Source organism: Micromonospora yongxingensis (genome assembly GCF_052601155.1).
This window is the reverse complement of record NZ_JBQXEO010000043.1, coordinates 1-24,069: the sequence shown is the minus strand read 5'-3', so window position 1 is coordinate 24,069 and position 24,069 is coordinate 1. Positions and strand designations below refer to the sequence as shown.

Genomic DNA, 24,069 nt, shown 5'->3' with positions numbered 1-24,069 from the left:
CGACCACCTGCACCAGGTCCTCCTGCTGGGCCATCACCTCGGTGATGTCCTTGTACGCCCCGGGGATCTCGTCGACGACCCCGGCGTCCTTGCGGCACTCCACACCGGCGGTCTGCGCGGCGAGATCCGTGGTGCTGAAGGTCCGCTTGGCCTGCGCCCGCGACATCCGCCGACCGGCCCCGTGGGAGGCCGAGCAGTACGCGTCCGGGTTCCCCCGACCCCGCACGATGTACGACCCGGTGCCCATCGACCCGGGGATGATGCCCAGGTCGCCCCGCCCGGCCCGGATCGCCCCCTTGCGGGTGACCAGCACGTCCACGCCGTCGTAGCTCTCCTCGGCGACGTAGTTGTGGTGGCACGAGATGGGCTCGTCGTAGCCGACCTGCGGGAAGTGCTCGCGCACCACCCCGCAGAGCAGGGCCAGCATGACGGCCCGGTTGCGCCGCGCGTACTCCTGCGCCCACCACAGGTCCCGCCGGTAGGCGTCCATCTCCGGCGTGCCGGCGAGGAACACCGCGAGGTCCCGGTCGGGCAGGTCGGCGTTGTGCGGCAGGCCCCGCGCCACCCCGATGTGCCGCTCGGCCAACTCCTTGCCGATGTTGCGCGACCCGGAGTGCAGCATCAGCCACACCCGCCCCTCGTCGGGGCCACCCTGCTCCAGGCAGACCTCGATGAAGTGGTTCCCCCCGCCGAGGGTGCCCAGCTGCCGCTGCGCCCGGGTCTCCAGCTGTGCCACCCGCCGGTCCAGCCCGGCGAACCGACCCCAGAAGTCGTCCCAGCCGGCCTGCTCCAGACCGCGGACCCGACGCGGGTCGACGGCCTTCTCGCGCTGGGCGAAGCCGACCGGGATGGTGGCCTCGATCGCGGAGCGCAGCCGGGCGAGGTCGTCCGGCAGGTCGGCGGCGGTCAGCGAGGTGCGGACCGCCGACATCCCGCAGCCGATGTCGACGCCGACGGCGGCCGGCGAGACGGCCTGCCGCATGGCGATGACCGAGCCGACCGTGGCGCCCTTGCCGAAGTGCACGTCCGGCATCACCGCGACGCCCTGCACCCAGGGCAGCGCGCCGATGTTGCGCAGCTGCCGGGCGGCCTGCGGCTCGATGGCGTACGGGTCGGTCCAGACCCGGACCGGTGCCCGGGTGCCGGCGAGGGGGGTGAATCCCATCGTGGTCTCCTTGTTCGTGCCGGCATCACCGTCACACGGTGACCGGAAATGATCGCGCCCCGGGCGGCGGGGCGCGGAAGTCGGATACGAAAAGGCCGCCGACCCGCAGGGGTGGGCGGCCGCGTCTGACGCGCTGGCGTCAGCCGTTATGCCGCCCTTGGGTGCCGGCTCTGGCCGAGACACCGGTACCGCGCGCCGGTGAGCAACGCGGCACCCGCACCTGGCGAGTGCCAGGCGGTTTCGGTGCGATGGCGCTGCGACACGGCGTACTCCCCGGGGGACTGGTCGGTTGACCTTGTGACCACGACGGTAGGCGGGCCGGGCCGCGTCCGCAATGGATATGGGGGACGCGGCCCGGCCGTGCCCGCTACCGGCCGACGACCCGGCGGGCGACCGCCAGCAGGTACTCCTTGCGGTCCAGCGGGTTGTGGTCCCAGCGTGCCCGGGTGGGAGCCGGGCCGCGCACCGGCCGGTACCGGTGGAAGACGGTCTCCAGCACGCCCTCACCCCGGGTCAGTCCCGGCAGCCGGCGCTCCAGCGTGTGCACCCGACCCGCCGGGATCTCTCCCTCCACCACGTACGACGTGCCCTGTGCGGTGCTGTCGGTCGGCACCGCGTCCAGTCGGGCGAGCGCGGGAAGCAGGGTGCCGAGGACGTCGCCCGGCACCTCCAGGCGGAACCGGTGCACTGGTTCGTGGACGCGGGTGCCGGCTCGGGTGAGCGCGGTCATCAACACCAACGGGGTGAGATTGCGGAAGTCCCCGGCGGTGCTGGACATGCTCTTGTCGAAGGTGCCGTGGGAGTGACTCTGCCGGGCCCAGTAGCCGGCGTGGGTCATGGTCACCTCGCAGTCGGGGACCTGCCAGCCGTGCGGCCCCTGGCGCAGCGTCCGCTGAACGGTCTCCTCGACTGCGGCGAAGAACGCCGGTGGCATCGAGCCCAGCTCGACGCCGAGCCGGAAGCTCACGCCCGCGCCGACCGGTGCCGGGCCCACCCGCAGCCCGACGGTCGCCAGGAACGGGTTGGGCGCCACGGCGATCACCTCGACCGCCGCGCCGACGCCGCAGAGCCGCTCCACGTGCACGGTGCTGCTCTCCCGGAACGTCACCGCCACCCCGAAGTCGTCGGCCAGGGTGGCCTGGATGACCTCCTTCTGCACCTCGCCGTAGAGCGAGAGGGTCATCTCGTGCTGCCGGTCGTCCTGTCGCAGGTTGATCAGCGGATCCTGCTCGGCGAGCTGACTCAGCGCGGCATGCGCCGCGACCCGGTCGGCGGGCCGCGCCGGGACCACCACGGTCTCCAGGGTGGGTGGCGCGAAATGACGGTCCCCGCCGGCGCGCTCCGGAGGTACGCCGACCGGATCGCCGATCCGCGCCTCCGTGAGGCCCCACAGCCGGGCGATGTGGCCCGCGCCGACCGACGACGCGGCGGCATCGGCTCCGTGGGCGACGACGCGTACCGCCGTGACCAGAGCCCCTTCGGTGACGCCGACCCGGATCCGGTCCCGGACCCGGATGGTGCCGGCGAACAGCCGCACCAGAGCGATCTTCTCCCCCGCCGGCCCGCGCTCGATGGCGAACACGGTGCCGGAGACCGGCGCGTCGGCGTCGCTCTGGACGGTGGGCAGCAGTTCGGTGATCCCGGCGATCAGCGCGTCCACCCCGGCACCGGTGATGGCCGAGCCGGCGAACACCGGCTGGACCAACGCCCGTCCGGTCCGGTCCGCGAGCGCACGGCGCAGCCGTGGGTACGGCAGCGCTGACTCGTCCGCCACCCAGTCGGCGAGCAACGCGTCGTCGTGTCCGGCGAGCAGGTCGAGCAGCCGGTCGGTGAACGTGCCGTCGCCCGGGCCGTACGGCGTGTAGTGGGCACCTCGGGTGCCCGGTGCCGTCACCGACCCCATCGCCACCACGGCCGGGGTCAGCTTCTCCGCTACGGCCCGCGACACCCGCTCCGGGTCGGCCCCGGCCCGGTCGACCTTGTTCACGAAGATCAGGGTCGGGATGCGCAGCCGGCGCAGCGTGCGCATCAGCACCCGGCTCTGCGGCTTGACGCCCTCGACCGCGGAGACCACCAGCACCGCGCCGTCGAGCACGCCGAGCACCCGTTCGACCTCGGCGATGAAGTCCGGGTGACCGGGGGTGTCGATCAGGTTGACGGTCACGTCGTCCACCACGAAGGAGACGACTGCGGAGCGGATGGTGATGCCGCGTTGGCGTTCCAGCGCCAGGGAGTCGGTGCGGGTGCTGCCCGCGTCGACGCTGCCGATCTCGTCGATCACACCGACGGCGTACAGCAGCCACTCGGTCAGGCTGGTCTTACCGGCATCGACGTGCGCCAGGATGCCGAGGTTGAGGGTTTTCACGCAGCGCCATGTCCTTCAGGTAGGTGACAGGTCCCTTCTGGTCGGACATCGACGCAGCGCGCATCGCTACTCCCTGAGGTTGGTGGCGGTTGCGGGTAGTTCATCAGCCCTTCGGACGGGCGAGCAACCGATTAACCGGGGCATCGGAACGCCCAACCGGTGCCGCGCGGGGCATGCCGCGCCGCCCTCTCAGGCACGGGGCAGGATCCGGTCTACGGCAGACTGGCCGGCATGGTGGAGACCTCCGTGCGGTTGCTGCGGCTGCTCGCCCTGCTGCAGGGCCACCGGGACTGGTCGGGCACGGAGCTGGCCGACCGGTTGGCGGTCAGCACCCGCACCGTACGCACCGACGTCGAACGGCTGCGGGTGCTCGGCTACCGGATCGAGTCACGCCCCGGTGTCGCCGGCGGCTACCGCCTCGGCGCCGGGTCCGCCCTGCCACCGCTGCTGCTCGACGACGACGAGGCGGTGGCGGTGGCCGTCGGCCTGCGGGCGGCCGCGTCCGGTTCGGTGCGGGGCATCGAGGAGACCTCGCTGCGGGCGCTGGCCAAGCTGGAGCAGGCGCTGCCGTCGCGGTTGCGGCACCGGGTGGACGCGCTGCGTACCGCGACCGTCTCCGCGGCGGCCGGCGGCCCGACCGTGGACGCCGCGACGCTCACCGCCGTCTCCACCGCCGTGCACCGCCGGGAGCGGCTGCGCTTCGACTACGCCGGGCACGACGGCACGGCGAGTGTCCGCGACGTCGAGCCGTACCGGCTGGTCTACACCGGCCGGCGGTGGTACCTGCTGGGCTGGGACACCGACCGGGCGGACTGGCGGACCTTCCGCGCCGACCGGATCCAGCCCCGGGTGCCGACCGGTCCGCGCTTCACACCCCGGGAGCCGCCGGGTGGCGACGCCGTCGCGCACGTGCTGCGCGGTGTCGGCTCGACGGCCTGGCCGCACCCCGCCCGGGTACGCCTGCACGCGCCGGCCGACCGGATGGCGCAGCGGATCCCCGCCACGGCGGGCCTGCTGGAGGCGGTCGACGAGCAGAGCTGCCTGCTGCACACCGGTGGCGAGTCGCTGGGCAACCTGGCCGCCTTCCTCGGCACCCTGGAGGTGGACTTCGACGTGCTCGACCCACCGGAGTTGCGCACCGTCATCCGGGGCGTCGCCGCCCGGTTCGGCCGCGCTGGTCAGGCGTCGTAGCAGCCGTCGCAGGGCGGGCCGAACCGGAGGCGTGGCACGCGTCGGTCTACGGTTGCGGGACCAGCCGGAAGGACTGCGCGGCGGTGCCGTTGCAGGTGTACTGGATGAGCTGGACACTGTCCGCGGTGGACGCGGCCGGCACGTCGAGGCACTTGCCGCTGTTGCGGTTGACCAGGCGGTAGTAGCCGCCGCCCTCGGACTCCGCCCGCCACTGCTGGTTGTTGCCGCCGCTGTAGGACCAGAGCTGGATGGGTGCCGAGTCGGCGGTCGACACGTTGGTCACGTCGAGCACCTGAGCGCTGTTGTTGCGGTTGTTGACCCGCAGGTAGCCGCCGCTGGTCGGCGCGAACTGGTACTGCTGCGCGGCGCTGTTGTTGCAGGTGTACTGCTGGATGGCGGTGCCGTTCGCGGTGGCGGCGGCCCGCGCGTCGACGCACTTCCCGCTCGCCCGGTTGACCACGGTGTGCCAGGCCGTCGGCGAGATCGGGCCGTCGGTCGGCGGGGGCGTCGTCGGGGGAACGTTGCCGGCCCCGGCGAGCCAGTGCAGGCCGTCGATCAGCAGCCGGTTCTGCGGCTCGCTGTCGAACGTGGACGACAGCCCGGTGTTGGTGTTGTAGTCCATCGCGTTGTGCCCGAAGTTGGCGTACAGCATTTTGTACTGCCTGTTGCTCCAGACCAGCGGGTAGTAGCCGCCGTACCAGGACTGGTTGGGATCGGTGCCGACCGGGAAGCTGGACGGGTCGACCGAGGCGAGGATGTCGATGTTCGGGTTCTGCCGCAGGTCGTTGCTCCAGGAGTACCACTCGCTGATGGACGAGGGGAACGTCGCCGGGAGGTTCCGGGTGGCCGGGTGGGTGCGGTTGTCGGCGCGCATGGTGACCCGGGTTGGTCCCCAGGTGTTCGTCTGGAACGAGCCAGTGCCGAGGAAGGTGTTGTAGTACCAGCTCCAGCTCGACGGGTTGGTGGTGAACGCGCTGACGTGGAAGCCGAGCCACGCCCCGCCGTTCTGCATGTACTGCTGGAACGCGGCACGCTGCGCGGTGGGCGGCGCGTCGTCCAGGAACATGACGACCTTGTACTGGGCCAGGTTCGCGGTGTTCAGCAGACCCCAGTTGTTGGTGGCCTCCCAGGAGAAGCCGTACTGGGCGGCCGCCTGGGGGAACCAGGCCCGGGCGTCCCGGACGAAGTCGATGTGCGCCGCGTCCCAGGTGCCGTTGTAGAAGGCCAGGACCTTGAACGTCGGGGCGGCCTGCGCGCTGCGCGAGGCGTTGACCGCGAGGCCGGCGCTCAGCGCGACGACGATGGCGACGAACAGCGAGAGAATTCGCCTGGTGCGGGAGGATAGTTCTGCGATCACCTGATCGTCCCTTCGGTGGGGACGCGCGCCGCCGCGTCGACCTGAACCTTTTGTTCACAAGGTTTACAGATAGACGGAAGGTTATGCGATCTCGTCAGGTGGCGTCAATCGCGGGCCGGTCGATCTCGGTGGGATTCCTGCGACAACGGGTAAGCCGGCCGGATGACCAGCCAGGACGCGGTCGACGTCGACCAACCGCTCGCCGTGGACGTGCCCGCCGCGCCGCACGACGCCAGCGGCGAGCGGGTACCCACCCGCGACCTGGCCGGCCTCGCACCGGCCGCACGCCCGGCACGCCGCTGGACCCCGGGCCGGGTGGTGGCCACCCCGGCCGCGCTGGAGCACCCCCACGGCCGACGGATCGCCGACCGGGTCGAGACGCTGGGCATCGAGGTGGAACGGCTGCGGTCCAACCGGCTCACCGGCGTACGCGGGCGCACCGACCGGGAGACGTACGCGCGGGCCAAGGCGACCATGGCGATCGTGGTGAGCCCACCCTCGCGGCGCGCCCTGCAACCCATCGCGCCCAGCGCCGACTGGCGGGTCGACCTGGCCGAGGGCTGCCCGGCGCACTGCCAGTACTGCTACCTCGCCGGGTCACTGTCCGGTCCGCCGGTGACCCGGGTGTACGCCGACCTCGACGACATCCTCGCCGGGCTGGCCACGTACGCGGGGCGCGGAACGGTGACCAGCCGCAACGCGCGACGCGCGGACGAGGGCACCACCTTCGAGGCGTCCTGCTACACCGATCCCCTCGCGCTGGAGCACCTGACCGGCAGTTGGCGGCGGGCCGTGCGGCACTTCGCCGCCTGGGACGCGCCGGTGCAACTGCGCTGGACCACCAAGTACGCCGACGTGGACACCTTCGTCGGGCTGGCGCACGCCGGCCGGACCCGGGTCCGGTTCAGCGTCAACTGCGCCCCCGTCAGCGTACGGTTCGAGGGCGGCACGGCCCGCGTGCCGGACCGGCTCGCCGCGCTGCGCCGCCTCGCGCTCGACGGCTACCCCGTCGGGTTGACCATCGCACCGATCATGCCGCTGCCGGACTGGCGGGAGCGCTACGGCGCCCTGCTGGACCAGGTCCGCGCGGCGGTCGACGGGGTTCCGGAGCTGGACCTGACCGCGGAGCTGATCACCCACCGGTTCACTCCGGGCAGCAAGGAGGTGCTGCTCGGCTGGTACCCGCGGACCCGACTGGAGATGGACGAGGAGTCCCGCAGCCGCAAGCACGGCAGGTTCGGCGCGGTCAAGTACGTCTACCCGCGCGACACGATGGCCGAGCTGCGCGGCTGGTTCACCGCCGAACTGGCCACACGGGTGCCGGCCTGCCGGATCCTCTACTGGACCTGACCGGCCGGAGGCCGGTCGACGAGGTCAGACTCCCACGGCGCCGTCGATGCCCTCGCGCAGGAAGTCCGCGTGGCCGTTGTGCCGGGCGTACTCGTGGATCAGGTGCAGCATCACCAGGCGCAGCGACACGTCCTCCCCGGAGCGGGCGTTGTGTCCGGTCACGTCGAGCGACGGCGCGGCCCGCTCGATGCGGCGGGCGTGCTCGACCTCGCGCTGCCAGGCGTCGAACGCCTCGGCGCGGGTGGCTGAGCTGGCGTCGTACGCCTGCTGGTAGTCGCCGGTCTCCGACCAGACCAGCGGGACGTCCTGGCCGTCGATCACCCGCCGGAACCAGGCCCGTTCCACCTCGGCCATGTGTCGGACCAGCCCGAGCAGGGACAGCGTCGAGGGCGGCATCGACTGCCGGCGCAGGTCGGCGTCGGAGAGGCCGTCGCACTTGAGGGCGAGGGTCGCGCGGTGGAAGTCGAGGAAGGCGCGCAGCGTCTCCCGCTCCCCACCGGTCACCGGTGGGCCGATCCGTTCGGTGGTCACGACGTCGATCATGCCGGACGGCGTCGGCGGCGCCGGTGCGGGCCGGGTCGTCAGCCGACCGAGGAACGGGCCACCGGCGCGGCGAAGTAGGTGTCCGGGTACGGCTCGTCGCGGTAGCGGTAGTGCCACCACTCGCGGTCGTAGTTGACGAACCCGGCGTCGGTCATCAGCCGCCGCAACAACCGCCGGTTGTCCCGGGCCGCGCCGGTGATCCGGGGATCGGCGGTGTGTGCCCGGGCGTCGAAGCAGTCGAAGCCGGTGCCCATGTCGATGCTGTTGTCGGCGAACCGCTGCCCGCGTGGCGCGGTGCAGGCCGCCAACGGCTGCCCGGGCACGTACGGGGGCTGGCTGGCGGCGGGCTCGTCGACCAGGGTCAGGTCCAGGGTGCTGCCCCGGCTGTGCGCGGTGGGCGCTCCGATGTAGCCGTCGGCGAAGAGCCGGCTCTTGGCGACGTCCGGATAGAACTCGGCCTTCGTCTGCTGCTCGCCGGGACGCTTCGCCCACGCGACGAAGTCGTCCACCGCCGGCTGCGGGCGGTAGCAGTCGTACACCTTGAGGCTGTGCCCACCCGCCAGCGCGGCGTCCTGCACCCGGCGCAGCGCCTCGGCCGCCTGCCGGGTGAGCAGGCACAGCGGCTCCCGGTAGGCGGTCACCGGCCGGCCGACGAAGTTGTGCGCGGTGGCGTACCGGATGTCGGCGTGGATACGCGGGTCGAGGTCGGTCAGCACCACGAACCCCGGCAGCCGGGCGGTGGCGGACGGTTCAGGGCTCACCGACGCCGGGAGTGTCGGGGCAGGAGGTGTCGGGGCCGGGCGGGGCTCCGGCCGGGAGCAGCCGCCGAGCAGCGCGACCAGCACGAGCACGGCGGCGGCGCCCACCCGGCCTGACCTGCGCACCCGTCCTGTCTACCAGGCCCGGCCGGTGCTCGGCGACGGATCAGCTCCCGGTCGCCGTCTGAGCCGGTCGGACGCCCTCGCCCAGGTGCTTCAGGAGGAAGCGGAACGCCGCCTCGTCGTCGTCGATCCCGCCGGCCTCGTGGCCGTTGTACCGCCACACCGACAGTTCGGTCGGCCCGGCGTGGGCGTTGACGGCCGCGTAGACCGTCGACGGCGGCACGATGTCGTCCATCAACGCCACCGAGTACCGCGCCGGCCGGCGGCAGCGCCGGGCGAAATTGACCCCGTCGACGTACGCCAGGGTGGTCAGCACCCGCTCCTCGGCGTCCCGGTGGATCGCCAGGTAGTCGCGGATCTCCCGGTACGGCCGCGCGTCGGTGGCCACCACCGCACGGGGGATGTCGCAGAGGAACGGCACGAAGGCGACCACCGCCCGCACGCCCGGTGCCAGCGCGCCCGCCGCGAGCGCCAGCCCACCGCCCTGGCTGTGCCCGAGCACCGCCACCCGGGTCGGGTCGACCACCGGCAGGGTCCGGACGGCGTCCACCGCCCGGACCGCGTCGGTGATCAACCGCCGGTAGTAGTAGGTGCGCGGGTCGGCGATACCCCGGGTGGCCACTCCGGGCGCCTCCGGACCGGCGGCACCCGGATCCGGGGTGGCACCCCGACTCCAACCCGAACCCTGCCCCCGGGTGTCCATCTGCAGGTGCGCGAACCCGGCCGCCGACCAGAGCAGGTTCTCCAGCGGATGCCCGCGCCCGCCGCCGTAACCGGCGTACTGCACCAGGGTCGGCAGTGCCGTGCCGGCCCCTCGGGGCACCCGCAGCCAGGCCCGCACGGGCTGGCCGGCGAAGCCCGGGAACGTCACGTCGAACACGTCGACGCTCGCCAGCCCGGTCGTCACCGGCTCTGCCCGCACCGGCCAGCCGGCATCCCGTGCCTCGGCCAGGGTGCCGGCCCAGAACTGGTCGAAGTCCGCCGGTTCCCGGACCGCGCTGCGGTAGCCGCGCAGCTGCTCCTCGGGCAGGTCGGTGTACACGTCGCGCTCAGTCGGTCGGGTGGGCCGTGAACCGGGGGTGCATCCGCCGGGTGTGGTCCACCTGCCGTACCGGCCCGGTCAGCTCGACGGTCGCCACCAGCCGCGGTTGGGTGCTGGACGAGGCGAGCCGCAACTCCAGCTCCCCCGGCTCGACCACCCGCCGCCCGTCCCGCCCGGTGAACGAGAGCACGTCGGCCGGCACGGTCACCTCGATCCGGCGGCAGGCGCCGGCCTCCAGCGGCACCCGCAGGTAGCCGACCAACCGCTGCACCGGCTGCACCACCGAGGCCACCGGGTCGTGCGCGTAGAGCTGCACCACCTCACTGCCCCACCGGGTGCCGCTGTTGCGCAGCGTGAAGGCCAGCCGCAGCTCCCCGTCGGTCTCCGCCGTCGCCTGTTCGACCGTCAGCTCCGACCAGTCGAATCGCGTGTAGCTGAGCCCGTGCCCGAAGCCGTACGCGGGCGTGGGGTCGATGTTGGAGACGTCGCTGGCGTGGCCCAGCCGGGCGGCGAGGTAGGTGGTCGGCTGACCACCCGGGCCGCGCGGCACACTGACCGGCAGCCGGCCCTGCGGCTCGACCCGCCCGCTGAGCAGACCGGCGATCGCCGACGGCCCCTCCTCGCCCGGGAAGAACGACTGCACGATGGCCGCCGCCTCGTCGACCGCCCGGCCCAGCGCGTACGGCCGGCCGGCGATCAGCGTGACCACCACCGGGACGCCGACCTCCAGCAGCGCGTCCAGCAGCTGCTGCTGCACCCCGGGCAGGGCCAGCGACTCCGCGTCGCAGCCCTCACCGCTGGTGCCCCGGCCGAACAGCCCGGCCCGGTCACCCAGGGCCGCGATGACCACGTCCGCGCCCCGGGCCGCCTCGACGGCCGCCGCGAACCCGGCGGTCTCCGGACCGTCGACGCTCGCGCCGGGCACGACCACGACCTCGCTTCCGGGAAACTCGGCGCACAGCGCCTGCGCGAGGGTGGGCAGCTCGATCCCGAGCGGCAGCTCCGGGTGGTGGGATCCGACGTGCACCGGGAACGAGTAGCAGCCCAGCACCGCCGTCGGACTCTCGGCCTGCGGGCCGACCACCGCGATCCGCGCCGGCCTGGCCAGCGGCAGGACGCCGTCGTTGTGCAGCAGGACGACGGCCTGTTCGGCCACCTCGCGGGCGAGTTCCCGGTTGGCGGGTGGGTCCAGGTCGATGGTGCCCCGCACCGCCTCCGGGTCGGTGAGGTCGACGCCGGCGAGCGCCTCCGGCACCGGGTCCCACCCGTCGTCGAGGAGCCCGAGCTGCGCCTTCTGCAGCAGCACCCGCCGCAACGCCCGGTCGATCAGCGCCTCGGGCACCCGCCCGGCGTGGAGGGCCTCGTGCAGCGGCTCACCGAAGGTCTTCACCGTCGGCAGCTCCACGTCCACCCCGGCGGCGAGGGCCAGGCCGGCGGCCTCGCCCCAACTGCCGGCCACGCCGTGCAGGGTACGCAGGAAGGCGATGGCGAAGTAGTCGGCCACGACCGTGCCGGTGAACCCCCAGGTGTCCCGGAGCAGGCCGGTGAGCAGCTCCTCGTCGGCCGCCGACGGCATGCCGTCGGTGTCGGTGTAGGCGTTCATCACCGACCGCGCGCCGCTCTCGCGTACCGCCATCTCGAACGGCGGCAGCATCACGTCGGCCCGCTCCCGTGGGCCCATGCCGACCGGCGCGTGGTTTCGCCCGGCCCGGGAGGCGGAGTAGCCGGCGAAGTGTTTCAGGGTGGCCACCACGCCGGCGGACTCCAACCCCTGGATGTACGCGGTGGCGACCGTCCCCACCAGGTAGGGGTCCTCGCCGATGGTCTCCTCCACCCGCCCCCAGCGGGCGTCGCGGACCACGTCGAGCACCGGCGCCAACCCCTGGTGCACACCGAGACTGCGCAGGTCCGCGCCGATCAGGCCGGCCATCCGCCGGATCAGTGCCGGGTCGAAGGTGGCACCCCAGGACAACGGCACCGGGTACGCGGTCGCACCCCAGGTGGCGAAACCGGCCAGGCACTCCTCGTGGGCGAGGGCCGGGATGCCGAAACGGTTCGCGGCGGTGATCCGCTGCTGGGTCCGCAGCAGGGAGAGTGCGCCGAGCGCCGGGTCGACCGGAGCGGTGCCGAACGGCCGGGTCAACTGCCCGAGCCCGGTGGGCAGCAACTCGTCGAGGTCGACCGGCTCCTCCATCTCGTGCTGGTGGGGCGCGACCTCACCGCCGTCGGCGGAGGCGCCCACCCAGACGCCGTACAGCTGGGCGATCTTCTCCGGCAGGGTCATCGCGGCGACGAGGGCATCGACGCGGGTGGGCAGGTCGTAGGAGGGATCGTTCCAGATGGTGGTGCTCGGTTCGGTGTCCACGGTCACGTTGTCGGTCACTTTCCTCCGACGCCCGCCGGCCCCCGTACGAGGGACCGCCGGGCGAACAGGTAGACGGTTATGCGGTGTTTCGCTTCTCTGCGCGTACCGGTGCTCCTCAGCCCTTCACCGCACCCTGCAGGCCACCGACGATCTGCTTCTCGGCGAAGGTGAAGAAGAGAAGTGCCGGCAGCATCGCCAGCGAGGTGAACGCGAGGATTCCCGCGGTGTCGGAGGTGTACTGGCTGGAGAAGTTCTGCACGCCCAGCGGCAGGGTGTGCAGGTCGGCGTCGCCGAGCACGAGCAGCGGCAGGAGGAAGGCGTTCCAGCTCGCCACGAACGCGAGGACCCCGACGGTGACCAGCGCGGGCCGGGACAGCGGCAGCATGACCCGCCAGAGGAAACCGAGCCGGCCGGCGCCGTCGATCGCCGCGGCGTCCTCCAACTCACGCGGTACGGCGGCCAGGAACGGACGCAGGATCACGATCGTGAGCGGCAGCGAGAAGGCGACCTGCGGGAGGATCACCGCGTAGTAGGAGTTGATCAGGTTGAGGTCACGCAGCATCAGGTAGAGCGGAAGGATCGCCGCCCCGGATGGGAAGAGCAGACCGAGGGTGAAGAAGGTGTAGAGCGCCTCCCGGCCGCGGAAGCTGTAGCGGGCGAGCACGAACGCGGCGCAGACGCCGAGCAGCACGACCGCGAGCGTCGTGCCCAGGGCGATCACCGCGCTGTTGAACGCCTGCTGCCAGAAGTCGCTGCGCGTCAGCACCCGGGCGTAGTTGTCCCACACCCACGGGTCGGGCAGCCCGGCCGGGTCCGCGATGATCTGCGGGGTGGTGCGGAAGCCCCCGACGATCACGTAGACCACCGGGGCGATGGAGACGGCGGCGATCGCGAAGGCCAGCCCGTAGGTCAGCGGACTGCCCCACGAGAACGGACGGCGGTGCGGCGACGAGGGGGACGTCAGCGCGTTCTCGGCCACGGTCAGTTCCTCCTTCCGGTGACGGCGCCCTCGATGTCGCGACGGAGGAGGAAGCGCTGGAACAGCAGCGCCGCGATGAAGGAGATGGCGAACAGGATCACGGCCACCGAGTTGCCGTAGCCCCAGAGCCGGGCGAAGAAGCCGTTGTCCACCATGTAGGTGGCCATGGTGGCCGAGGCGCCGAGCGACCGGACCGCGGGCACCGAGGTCACCCAGATCACCTCGAAAGCCTGCAGCGAGCCGATCATCGACAGGAACATCCAGATCCGGAACGTCGGGCCCAGCAGCGGAAGCGTGACGTGGCGCTGGGTCTGCCACCAGCTCGCGCCGTCGATCGCGGCGGCCTCGGTCAGCTCGGGCGGCACGTTCGACAGGCCGGCGAGCAGGAGAACGATCGCGAAGCCGACGTACTTCCAGGTGAGGACGAACAGCATCGTCCAGATCACGACGTCGAGGTCGGCGAGCCACGCCTGCACGAAGCTGCCCAGGCCGATCTGCTTCAGCAGGGCGTCGACGGTGCCGCCGCCGGTGAGCAGCAGCTTCCACATGATGCCGACGGTGACCTCGGCGAGGACGTACGGCACGAACACCAGGAGCCGGACCACGGTGCGGCCGCGGAAGCGACGGTTGAGCAGCAGGGCCACGGCCAGGGCGATGGGGCCCTGGATCAGCAGCGACCCGAACACGATGATCGCGTTGTTGCGGAGAGCGTCCAGGAAGATCGGGTCCTGGAAGGCGAGGACGTAGTTGTTGAATCCGACGAACTCGGTGGGCGGCCCGACTCCGCGCCAGCGGAAGAGGCTGTAGTAGACCGCGAAGCCCATCGGCACCAGCACGAACATCACGTAGACGACGACCGCCGGCGTGGTGAGCCCGATGATCTCGTACCACTTGCGTCTGGTCTCGGCGGCGCGGGACGACGGGCGTCGGGCGGCCGGGGGGCCCGCCGGCGGCACGGATGCGCCGCCGGCGGGGCTCAGGGTCGGGTTGGTGGAGGTCACTTCTTCGCGGCCGCCTTCATCGCCTCGACGACCTTCTCCGGGGTCCCGTTGCCGGCGAAGATGGCGATGATCGCGTCGTTCATCGCGCTGCCGACGGTGCTGCCGAAGGCCGTGTCCAGCCAGAGCTGCACATACGTCGCACTCGAGGTGGCCTCCAGGATGGACTTCAGGGCGGGGTCGGCCACGCCGGCCTCCGCACCCTTGGCCACGGGCAGGCCGGTGCGGGTCTCCGCGAAGCCCTTCTGCACCTCGGGGCTCACGATGTACTTGAGGAACTCGACGCACTCGGCCGGGGCGTTCTTCGCGCAGGCGAAACCGTCGCCGCCGCCGAGGGCCGCCTTCGGGTCACCGGCGGAGCCGGCGATCGCCGGTACGGGGAACCAGCCGAGGAACTTCGTGAGCGCTTGCTTATCCTCGGCCACGGTCTCCAGGGTGCCCCTGTTCCAGTCACCCATCAGCTCCATCGCGGCCTTGCCGTTGGCGACCAGCCCGTTGGCGCTGGTCGGGTCGTTCTGGCCCGGCGTCGCGATGAAGTTCGGCTGGAACGGGTTGGTGCCGATGAAGGTCTTCAGGTCCTGGCCCGCCTTGACGAAGCACGGGTCGTCGAAGACCGGTTCGACGGACGCCTTCTTGAGCGTGTCGACCGAGCAGGCACGCAGCGCGAAGTTGTACCACCAGTGCGCGGCGGGCCACTTGTCGCCGGCCCCCAGCGCGATCGGGATGACGTTGATGGCCTTGAGCTTCGTGACCGCCTGGTTGAGCTCCTCGAAGGTGGTCGGAGGAGCGGTGATGCCCGCTTTCGCGAACATGTCCTTGTTGTACCAGATGCCCTCGATGCCCATCCGGTACGGCAGGCCGTACTGCTTGCCGTTCACCTGCCAGATCTCGGTCGCGCTGCCGATGTTGGCGACCTCGTCCTTGACCTGGTTGGTGATGTCCTTGAGGTAGTCGGCCTCCACCTGCTCACGCATCTCGCCGCCGCCCCACGCCTGGAAGATGTCCGGCGGGTCGCTGGACAGCAGCGCGGCGGGGAGCCGGGTGCGCTGGAGTTGGTTGGTCTCGATCGCCTCGATCTGGACCGTGACCGTCGGGTGCAGTGCGGAGAAGTCCTTCGCGACCTTCTCCCAGTAGGTCTTGCCAGGCCCGTCCTGGGAGGCGTTGTGCCACCAGGTCAGGGTCACCGGGTTTTTGTAGAGCTCGTTCTCGGCGGGTGCCTCGCTGTCGCCGCCGTTACACCCGGCGACGAGCAGTGCGGTCGTCATCAACAGCGCCAGGGTGGCGCCCGCGCGGTGCTTCATCGCCATCGACACGTCTCCTCGACTAGCAGTGGCGGTACTTAGGTGCGGCGAGTTTTACAGTCCCGTAACGGGGTGTCAACCGTTGTCGATAACGTTTTCGACCCCACGCGACGAGTCCCAGGTGGCCCACTATCATCGTCGGCGTGACCTTCCCCGAGCGTGTCAAGATGTCGGACGTGGCCCGTACGGCCGGCGTCTCGGTGGCGACCGTGTCGAAGGTCGTCAACGGTCGCTACGGCGTGGCGCAGGCGACCGTGGAGCGTGTCCGGGAGGTCATCCACCAGCTCGGCTACGAGGCCAGCCTGGGAGCGCAGAGCCTGCGCAGCCACCGGACGAACGTCCTGGGCATCCTGGTCGCCGAGTTCGAGCCGTTCTCGACCGAGCTGCTCAAGGGCGCGTCGAGGGAGGTCGCCGGCACCGGCTACCAACTGCTGGCCTACTCCGGCGGCGACGGCGACGGCACGGCCGTCGGCTGGGAACGGCGCTCCCTGGCCCGCCTGTCCGGGACGCTCATCGACGGGGCGGTGATCGTCACGCCGACGGTTGTCGAGACCAAGCAGGGCTTCCATGTCGTGGCCGTCGACCCCCACACCGGCCCGTCGGGGCTGCCCACCGTCGACTCGGACAACTTCGCCGGCGCGGTGCTCGCGACCAACTACCTGCTGTCGCTCGGCCACCGCCGCATCGGCCACATCAGCGGTCGCCCCGACCTCGAGTCGTCGCGCCTTCGCGAGGCCGGCTTCCGCCGAGCCATGGCCGACGCCGGCGTCGCGGTCGACGAACGACTCGTCCGCGTCGGCGGTTTCCGGGTCGAGAGCGCCGCCGCCACGGCCGCGGAACTGCTGGCGCTGCCCGACCGGCCGACCGCCGTCTTCGCCAGCAACGACCTCTCCGCGATCTCGACGATGGACGTCGCCCGGACCATGGGCCTCACGGTGCCCGACGACCTGTCCGTGATCGGCTTCGACAACATCCCCGAGTCGGCGCTGGTCACCCCGCAGCTCACCACCATCGCGCAACCCCTGCAACGCATGGGCGCCGTGGCGATGCGGCTACTCATCGACCTCGTCGGCGGCGTCGAACGCGACCCGCACGTCCGGCTGCCGACCGAGTTGGTCGTCCGGTCTTCCTGCAGCCCGTACACGCCCTCCCCCGGGCCCGATCGGCCGCCGTCGGCAGCCGGTGTGGCGAGCAGCTGAGCGGCGAGGTCACCGTTCTGCGCCGGGCCCGGCGACGCGCCGGCCCGTGCCGGTCAGCCGGACTTCCGGGAATTCTCCGCAACTTCCCCGGACACGGCGGCGCTGCGCCCTGTCGCCAGCCCTCGGTCCGTGCGGCAAGATGACCGATGGTACGGGCACGCTGCTCCGGGGCATCCCGGTGCCGGCGTCCGGCCCGCCCCCGAAAGACCAAAGGAGACGCGGTGGACGCGGACGACGGACGCAGGGTCACCATCAGCGCCATCGCGCGAGAGGCCGGAGTCTCGGTGCCGACCGTGTCCCGGGTGCTCAACGGCCGCTCGGACGTGGCCCCCGGCACCCGGGAACGGGTCGAGGAGCTGTTGCGCCACCACGGCTACCGGCGTCGCACCAGCCGCACGGTGCAGCCCGCCGGCCTGGTCGACCTGGTCTTCAACGACCTGGACAGCCCCTGGGCCGTGGAGATCATCCGCGGGGTGGAGGACGTCGGGCACGCTGCCGGCGTGGGCACCGTGGTCTCGGCGATACACCGACAGTCCACCGCCGCCCGGCAGTGGCTGCAGAACCTGCGCGCCCGGGCCACCGACGGGGTCATCTTCGTGACCTCGCACGTCAGCCCGCCGCTCTACGCCCAGCTGCGGCGGCTCAACGTGCCCGTGGTGGTGGTCGACCCGGCCGGCGTACCCGCCATCGACGTGCCGACCATAGGAGCCACCAACTGGGCCGGCGGGCTCGCCGCCACCGAGCACCTGCTCTCGCTCGGGCACCGGCGGATCGGGTTCGTGGCCGGGCCGACGCACCTGCTGTGCAGCCGAGCCCGGCTGGACGGCTACCGGGCCGGGCTGGAGGCCGCCGGCCTGCCGCTGGAGGAACACCTGCTCCGACCCGGCGACTTCTACCACGCGTCCGGCTTCGCCGCCGGGTCCTCACTGCTGGACCTCGATGAGCCGCCGACGGCGATCTTCGCGGCGAGCGACCAGATGGCGTTCGGCGTCTACGAGGCGATCCGGCAACGCGGTCTGCTGGTCCCGGGCGACGTCAGCGTGGTCGGCTTCGACGACCTGCCCGAGGCGCGGTGGGCGTCACCGCCACTGACCACTGTGCGGCAACCGCTGGTCGAAATGGGTCGGCTGGCCGCGCGGACCGTCCTGCGGCTCGCCCAGGGCGAGGCCATCGACTCGCCACGGGTGGAACTCGCCACCGAGTTGGTCGTCCGGGACAGCACCGCCCCCGCGCCGGCCAGGGTCACCTGACCCGTCGTGACGGGCCGGACCGGGTCGGACACCGGCTTCGCCGGTTCCGGTACGGCTCCGGAAAGTTCCGGTCTCCGACCCGGTGAAGGCGCGGCCGGCCCACGGTACCTCCGGCGGTTCGGCCACGACACGCTGGCGCGGTGAGCGGCCCGGGGCAGCCCACCGCGCCGAACGGTCAGTGGTGGTGGTGCGAGCGGACGGCCCGGCGGATGTCCACCGGCAGGGCGGGCGCGCCGTCGACCGGCGCCGGATCCTCGGCGGTCGGCGCCACTCCCCCGGCGGCGATCCGGTCCAGGGTCGCCAGCCCGGCCGCGTCGATCTCCCCGAAGATCGTGTAGTTGGGGCGCAGCGCGGAGTCGGCGTAGACCAGGAAGAACTGGCTGCCGTTGGTGTCCGGCCCCGCGTTGGCCATGGCCAGCACGCCCCGGGCGTACAGCCGGCGTTCACCCGTCGGGTCGGTCGGTGCCGGCGGCAGGTCGGTCGGCAGTTCGTCGCGGTACCGGTATCCCGGGCCGCCCTCGCCGGAGCCGGACGGGTCGCCGCACTGCAGGACACTCAGCGTGGGGTACGCGGTGAGCCGGTGGCAGATGGTGCGGTCGTAGAAGCGCTTGCGGACCAGGTGCAGGAAACTCTGCACCGTGCACGGCGCGGCCGCGCGGTCCAGGGTCAATCCGATCGGCCCGTGGTTCGTGGAAAGGGTCACCCGGACGGTGCCCCGGTCCGGGGTGCGCCGCGGATCGGGCGGCAGTGGCACCGGCCGGGCGGCCGGCTCGTCCGGCGTCTCCGTGTACGCGCACGGGCCGTGGGTGGTGCGCGGCGGGCGGGTGGCGGCCTCGGCGGCGGTCGGCGCCGCGCCGGACGCGGTCACCGCGTCGACGGACGGGCCGGGCGCGGCCACGGCGGTGGCGGACGCGCCGACGACCAGCGTCCCGGCGAGCATCGTCACTCCCGCCAGGCGGGTCAGCGCGCGCACCGGCCGGCGGGGTGCCGCCACGCGCGAGCGCGGTTCGAGTTCACTCGACACAGGGATCCTCCTGGACTCGTGGTGCCAGAAAGACCGGAGTCTATGGAGGGCAGAGCCGGTTGTCGATCCGTCAGGGCAGCCGGCGTCGGCGCCGCCACAGCAGCCCGCCGAGCAGCAGCACTCCCGCGCCGGTCAGCGCGACCACCGCCCACAGCCACCCCGGCCCGCCGTGCGCCGCACGGCTGGCCGCCGCCGGTCGGGCCGTGCCGGGCGCGGCCAGCTCGGACGGCGTGGCCGACGGCGTGGCGGTCAGCTCGCCCGGCTCGACCAGCCGGCCCACCGACGCGTCGCGGGGCAGCGAGAAGCCCCAGTCCAGCAGGGCGGCGCCCTGCTCCCAGCCACGTTTCGGCGCCGGCTCGGCGCCCAGGAGGGTCACCACCAGCCGCCGCCCGTCGCGTTGCGCCGCACCGACGTAGGTGTGCCGGGCCAGGTCGGTGAAGCCGGTCTTGCCACCGAGCGCACCCGGATACCGGTAGATGAGCTGGTTCTCGTTCTGGATCTGGAAGCCCTTGGTGCGTTGCGCCGGCTGGGCCGGGATCCGCGCCTGCTGGGTGAGCGCGTACCGGCGGAAGTTCGGGTCGGCGAAGCAGGCCCGGGCGATCAGCGCAAGGTCGTACGCGCTGGTGAACTGGCCCTTGCCGTCCAGCCCGGACGGGGTGACGGCGTGCGTCTGGAGCGCGCCCAGCCGGTGGGCCTGCTCGTTCATGGAGCGGACTCCGGCGGCCGCGTCGTCCACTCCGCTGCCCAGCCGGGCCAGCGCGTTGGCCGCCTCGTTGCCCGAGTTGAGCAGCAGGCCGAGCCAGATGGTCTCGATGGTGTACCGGCCGCCCTCGACCAGGCCGACGGCGGACGAGCCCGGCTCGATGTTCATGTCCGACTCGGTGACCGTGACCGTCTGCTTCGGGTCCAGCCGGGGCAGCATCGTGGCGGCCAGCAGCAGCTTCTGCACGCTGGCCGGGGTGCCGTACTCGTGAGGGCCGCAGCCGCCGAGCACCTGTCCGGTGTCCAGGTCGGCGACCAGCCACGAGGTGGCCGTGACCGCCGGTGGCGCGCCGGCGCCGGCCGGCACGACCAGGCCGCTGGTGCCCAGCGCGGCTCCGCCGACCACGCGCTGTTCGGGCACGGCGGGCGGAGGCGAGGGCCGCGGGGGCCGGGACATCGCCGGCGCCGGCACCCGGGGGCACCGGACGGCCGGAGCGGCGGGGGTACCCGTGGCGGCGGCGACCGGCGCGGGAGCGAGCAGGACGGCGGACGCCGTGACCGCCAGCAGCGCAGCTCTCATAGCCCGACCCTAGCCAACAAGATCCGCCGGCGGGCCGGGATGGTCGGCCGACCAACCGGCGGCGTCCCGACCACGCAGGTAGTCGTACAGCGCGGCGCTCCCCCGCAGCCGGCGCAGGCTGCGCGCGTGCAGCTCCTGCTCGCGGCGGGCCAACTCGGCGCGGACCCGCTGCGCGCTGCCGGTGGTGCGCAGCTCACCCAGCACCGCCGCGATGATCTCGAACGGGTAGGCGCCCCGGCGCAGCAGCGCCACGACGTGCGCGGCGCGCAGCTCCGCCTCGTCGTATACCCGGTACCGGGTGTGCGGTGTGCGGCCCGGCCGTAGCAGCCCACGCTCCTCCCAGAGCCGCAGTTGCGAGGTCCGGACGCCGACCAGAGCGGCGACCTCGCCGATGCGGGCACCGCGGCGGGGCACCGGTCGGGCCTGCGACGGGCTGGCCAGCACGGTCTCGAACGCGCCGAGCACCCGGCGGATCTCGGCGCGTTCCCGGTCCAGCTCGGCGTGGCCGCCGTCGAGCGCGGCGAGGGCCGCCGGAAGGTCGCCCCCGTGCACCGCCGCCATGATCTCCCGGGTACGGCTCCAGCCGTGCCCCTCGGCGAGCCGCCGCGCCACGGCCAGGGCCCGCGCGTGCTCGGTCGTGAAGATCCGGTAGCCGCTGGCCGTGCGCCGCACCGGCGGCAGGACACCCGCCTCGACGTAGTTGCGCATCTGCTGCACGGAGATACCGGCGGTGGCGGCCAGGTCCACCGCCCGCAGGCGGTCCTTCGGCGGTGCGCTCACGCCGGCAACCGTACCGGTTGCCACGTGATTTGAGACTTCTCGGGGCGTTCCGGCTCGACCACCAGGGGGACTTCGGCAAAAGCCTCTACGAGGGGATGAATGAGACAATGTAATCCGTCAGCTCGGCGGGACGCGCGTCCCGCCACGATCTCGTGAAGGGTTCGCATGTCGCAGCCAGCACGGTCCGCCGCCGACAGCCACGACATGATCGAGGTACGCGGAGCGCGGGAGAACAACCTCGCCAGCGTCTCGGTCGACATTCCCAAGCGCCGGTTGACCGTCTTCACCGGCGTCTCCGGCTCAGGCAAGTCGTCCCTCGTGTTCGGCACCATCGCCGCCGAGTCCCAGCGCCTGATCAACGAGACCTACAGCGCCTTCCTCCAGTCGTTCATGCCCAACCTGAACCGACCCGACGTCGACTCGCTGCGCAACCTCGGCGCGGCCATCGTCGTCGACCAGGAGCGGATGGGGGTCAACTCCCGCTCCACCGTCGGCACCGCCACCGACGCGTACGCCATGCTGCGGATCGTCTTCAGCCGGCTCGGCCAGCCGTCGGTGGGCGGTGCCGGAGCCTTCAGCTTCAACCTCGCCGAGGGGATGTGCCCGACCTGCGAAGGGCTGGGCCGCGTCTCCGACCTCGACATCAACGAGTTGGTGGACGTCGAACGCTCGCTCAACGACGGCGCGATCACGGTGCCCAACTTCGCGGTCGACTCCTGGTACTGGCAGACCATCGTCTCCTCCGGCCTGTTCGACCCGGACACCAAGCTCCAGGACTTCACCGAACAGCAGTGGCAGGACCTGCTGCACAAGCCCGCCACGAAGATCAGGATGGGCAGCAACAACTGGACGTACGAGGGTCTGGTGGTCAAGGTCAAGCGGCTCTATCTGACCAAGGACCGCGAGTCGATGCAGGGGCACATCCGCGCCTTCGTCGACCGGGCGGTCACCTTCACCACCTGCGCGGACTGCGGCGGCACCCGACTCAACGCCGCCGCGCTGTCGTCCCGGATCGCCGGTCGCAACATCGCCGAGTGCTCGGCCATGCAGATCAGCGACCTGGCCGCGTTCGTCCGGAGCGTCGACGACCCGGGGGTGGCGCCGCTGATCGCCAACCTGCGCGACCTGCTGGACTCACTGGTCGAGATCGGGTTGGGCTACCTCAGCCTGGACCGCGAGTCGGCGACCCTCTCCGGCGGCGAGGCCCAACGGGTGAAGATGGTCCGGCACCTCGGCTCCAGCCTCTCGGACGTCACGTACGTCTTCGACGAGCCGACCGTCGGCCTGCACCCGCACGACATCGCCCGGATGAACGACCTGCTGCTGCGGCTGCGCGACAAGGGCAACACCGTGCTGGTCGTGGAGCACAAACCGGAAACCATCGCGATCGCCGACCACGTGGTCGACCTCGGGCCGGGCGCCGGCACCGACGGCGGCCAGATCTGCTTCACCGGGGACGTCCCCGGCCTGCGCCGCTCCGGCACGCTCACCGGGCGGCACCTGGACCACCGGGTCACCCTGCGCGACCAGGTGCGCCGACCGACCGGGCAGCTCGCCATCCGCAACGCCGACCTGCACAACCTCCGCGACGTGGACGTGGACCTCCCGCTGGGGGTGCTCACCGTGGTCACCGGAGTGGCCGGCTCCGGCAAGAGTTCCTTGATCCATGGTTCGCTGCGCCGCCGAGCCGGGGTGGTGATCGTCGACCAGTCCCCCATCCGCGGATCGCGACGCAGCAATCCGGCCACCTACAGCGGGCTGCTCGACCCGATCCGCGCCGCCTTCGCCAAGGCCAACGGGGTCAAGGCGGCGCTGTTCAGCGCCAACTCCGAGGGCGCCTGCCCGGCCTGCAAGGGCATCGGGTTGATCTACACGGACCTGGCGATGATGGCCGGCGTGGCGAGCGTCTGCGAGCGGTGCGAGGGACGGCGGTTCACCGACGAAGTTCTCACGTACACGCTGCGCGGCAAGAACATCAGCGAGGTGCTGGCCATGCCGGTCACCGAGGCCCACGGGTTCTTTCCCAGCGGGCCCGCGCACCTCATCCTCGGCCGGCTGGTCGACGTCGGGCTGGGCTACCTCAAGCTCGGCCAGCCGCTGACCACCCTGTCCGGTGGGGAGCGGCAACGGCTCAAGCTCGCCATCCACCTGGCGGAGAAGACCAGCACGTACGTGCTGGACGAGCCGACCACCGGCCTGCACCTCGCCGACGTGGACCAGTTGCTGGCGCTGTTGGACCGGATGGTCGACGCCGGCAACACGGTGATCGTCATCGAGCACCACCAGGCGGTCATGGCGCACGCGGACTGGCTCATCGACCTCGGCCCGGGTGCCGGGCACGACGGCGGGCGGATCGTCTTCACCGGCACTCCGGCCGACCTGGTCGCCCGCGGTGACACGCTCACCGCCAAGCACCTGCGCGAGTACGTCGACACCCAGGGGTAGAGCACCCGCGGCCCGGAGGGCGGTGGTCAGGCGACCCGGCGCAGCCAGCGCCGCTGCCAGGGCGTCTCCACCGCCTTCGGGTGGTAGCCCGCCCGAACCCAGGGCACCGCCCGCTCGGCCGGCAGGCCGTCGAGGATCGCCAGCGCGGCCAACGCCGTGCCGGTGCGCCCCACCCCACCCCGGCAGGCCACCTCGACGCGTTCACCGTCGTGTGCGCGCCGCAGCGCCGCCCGCAGGGCGTCCAACGCGTCCGCCCGATCGAGCGGAACCCAGAAGTCGGGCCACCGGATCCGCCGGTGCGCCCAGGCCGGCGCCGGGCCGGGCGCCAACAACAGGGCGAAGTCGGCGGGCGAGGCCTCCGCGCCGATGCGGCGACCGCGCACCGTCGCCCCGCTGGGGAGTACGAGCACACCCACCTGCTCGGACCAGGTCTGCGCGACAGTCATCCGAGTATTGTGCCGGCGCGCGTACCCGAGCGTGGTGCCGCCACGGCGGGTGGGTACAGACAGCGCCGCCCCCGGCCTTGTGGCCGGGGGCGGCGCTGGTGTCGGT

At 72.3% G+C, this 24,069-nt stretch carries 19 protein-coding genes; 5 read left to right on the top strand and 14 right to left on the bottom strand.

Translation table 11 applies throughout. From position 1 onward, the window contains the following. Together ACTWLT_RS30925 and ACTWLT_RS30920 are read right to left on the bottom strand one after the other, a co-directional pair. Positions 1-1,165: RtcB family protein (locus ACTWLT_RS30925; protein ID WP_445321398.1), on the bottom strand; the 1,165-nt coding region annotated here is incomplete at its 3' end. 367 nt (positions 1,166-1,532) lie between these two features. Continuing rightward, positions 1,533-3,530: a GTP-binding protein gene (locus tag ACTWLT_RS30920; protein ID WP_445321397.1), complete on the bottom strand. Its 1,998-nt coding sequence runs from the start codon at positions 3,528-3,530 to the stop codon at positions 1,533-1,535. A gap of 231 nt (positions 3,531-3,761) precedes the next feature. Between ACTWLT_RS30920 and ACTWLT_RS30915 the strand changes: the two genes are divergently transcribed. After that, positions 3,762-4,721, top strand: coding sequence for a helix-turn-helix transcriptional regulator (locus ACTWLT_RS30915; protein WP_445321396.1), 960 nt, complete (start codon positions 3,762-3,764; stop codon positions 4,719-4,721). 46 nt (positions 4,722-4,767) lie between these two features. Here the strand turns inward: ACTWLT_RS30915 and ACTWLT_RS30910 are convergent, their stop codons facing one another. Continuing rightward, on the bottom strand, positions 4,768-6,078 hold the full coding sequence (locus ACTWLT_RS30910; protein WP_445321395.1) for an RICIN domain-containing protein: 1,311 nt from the start codon (positions 6,076-6,078) through the stop codon (positions 4,768-4,770). 162 nt (positions 6,079-6,240) lie between these two features. On the opposite strand from ACTWLT_RS30910, the gene ACTWLT_RS30905 reads away from it, so the two are divergent. Next, a complete protein-coding gene (locus ACTWLT_RS30905; RefSeq protein WP_445321394.1) occupies positions 6,241-7,428 on the top strand; it encodes a spore photoproduct lyase family protein in 1,188 nt (395 codons plus the stop codon). Positions 7,429-7,452: 24 nt separating this feature from the next. Here ACTWLT_RS30905 and ACTWLT_RS30900 read toward each other — a convergent pair whose 3' ends face one another. The 7 genes from ACTWLT_RS30900 to ACTWLT_RS30870 form a co-directional block, all read right to left on the bottom strand. Further along, positions 7,453-7,971, bottom strand: a complete 519-nt coding sequence (locus ACTWLT_RS30900; RefSeq protein ID WP_445321393.1) for a DinB family protein — start codon at positions 7,969-7,971, stop codon at positions 7,453-7,455. 38 nt (positions 7,972-8,009) lie between these two features. Further along, positions 8,010-8,855 carry a M15 family metallopeptidase gene (locus ACTWLT_RS30895; protein ID WP_445321392.1) on the bottom strand — a complete coding sequence of 282 codons (846 nt, stop codon included), beginning with the start codon at positions 8,853-8,855 and terminating at the stop codon, positions 8,010-8,012. Positions 8,856-8,895: 40 nt separating this feature from the next. Further along, a complete protein-coding gene (locus ACTWLT_RS30890; protein WP_252415012.1) occupies positions 8,896-9,894 on the bottom strand; it encodes an acetylxylan esterase in 999 nt (332 codons plus the stop codon). Positions 9,895-9,901: 7 nt separating this feature from the next. Then, positions 9,902-12,277 (bottom strand): beta-xylosidase/alpha-l-arabinosidase, encoded by a 2,376-nt coding sequence (locus tag ACTWLT_RS30885; protein WP_445321391.1) that lies wholly within the window; start codon positions 12,275-12,277, stop codon positions 9,902-9,904. A gap of 97 nt (positions 12,278-12,374) precedes the next feature. After that, entirely contained in the window at positions 12,375-13,238 is an 864-nt protein-coding gene (locus ACTWLT_RS30880; protein WP_445321390.1) for a carbohydrate ABC transporter permease, read from the bottom strand. Positions 13,239-13,240: 2 nt separating this feature from the next. Then, the gene (locus tag ACTWLT_RS30875) at positions 13,241-14,239 is read right to left on the bottom strand and encodes a carbohydrate ABC transporter permease (protein ID WP_445321389.1); all 999 of its coding nucleotides are present in this window, start codon (positions 14,237-14,239) and stop codon (positions 13,241-13,243) included. Beyond that, positions 14,236-15,543 (bottom strand): ABC transporter substrate-binding protein, encoded by a 1,308-nt coding sequence (locus ACTWLT_RS30870; RefSeq protein ID WP_445321388.1) that lies wholly within the window; start codon positions 15,541-15,543, stop codon positions 14,236-14,238. The genes ACTWLT_RS30875 and ACTWLT_RS30870 overlap by 4 nt, the downstream gene beginning before the upstream one ends. A 137-nt stretch (positions 15,544-15,680) precedes the next feature. Between ACTWLT_RS30870 and ACTWLT_RS30865 the strand changes: the two genes are divergently transcribed. Then, complete coding sequence (locus ACTWLT_RS30865) at positions 15,681-16,736, top strand: LacI family DNA-binding transcriptional regulator (protein ID WP_445321387.1); 1,056 nt, start codon at positions 15,681-15,683, stop codon at positions 16,734-16,736. A gap of 221 nt (positions 16,737-16,957) precedes the next feature. Next, a complete protein-coding gene (locus ACTWLT_RS30860) occupies positions 16,958-17,986 on the top strand; it encodes a LacI family DNA-binding transcriptional regulator (RefSeq protein WP_445321386.1) in 1,029 nt (342 codons plus the stop codon). 175 nt (positions 17,987-18,161) lie between these two features. Here the strand turns inward: ACTWLT_RS30860 and ACTWLT_RS30855 are convergent, their stop codons facing one another. From ACTWLT_RS30855 to ACTWLT_RS30845, 3 genes are all read right to left on the bottom strand, one after another. Continuing rightward, positions 18,162-19,010, bottom strand: a complete 849-nt coding sequence (locus ACTWLT_RS30855) for a peptidylprolyl isomerase (protein ID WP_445321385.1) — start codon at positions 19,008-19,010, stop codon at positions 18,162-18,164. A 70-nt stretch (positions 19,011-19,080) separates the two neighbouring features. After that, entirely contained in the window at positions 19,081-20,292 is a 1,212-nt protein-coding gene (locus tag ACTWLT_RS30850) for a D-alanyl-D-alanine carboxypeptidase family protein (protein ID WP_445321384.1), read from the bottom strand. A gap of 9 nt (positions 20,293-20,301) precedes the next feature. Further along, positions 20,302-21,072 (bottom strand): MerR family transcriptional regulator, encoded by a 771-nt coding sequence (locus ACTWLT_RS30845; RefSeq protein ID WP_445321383.1) that lies wholly within the window; start codon positions 21,070-21,072, stop codon positions 20,302-20,304. Between the two features lie 165 nt (positions 21,073-21,237). On the opposite strand from ACTWLT_RS30845, the gene ACTWLT_RS30840 reads away from it, so the two are divergent. Beyond that, on the top strand, positions 21,238-23,517 hold the full coding sequence (locus tag ACTWLT_RS30840) for an ATP-binding cassette domain-containing protein (protein WP_445321382.1): 2,280 nt from the start codon (positions 21,238-21,240) through the stop codon (positions 23,515-23,517). Positions 23,518-23,543: 26 nt separating this feature from the next. Here the strand turns inward: ACTWLT_RS30840 and ACTWLT_RS30835 are convergent, their stop codons facing one another. After that, positions 23,544-23,963: a protein-tyrosine phosphatase family protein gene (locus ACTWLT_RS30835; protein WP_445321381.1), complete on the bottom strand. Its 420-nt coding sequence runs from the start codon at positions 23,961-23,963 to the stop codon at positions 23,544-23,546. Between the last annotated feature and the right edge of the window lie 106 nt (positions 23,964-24,069).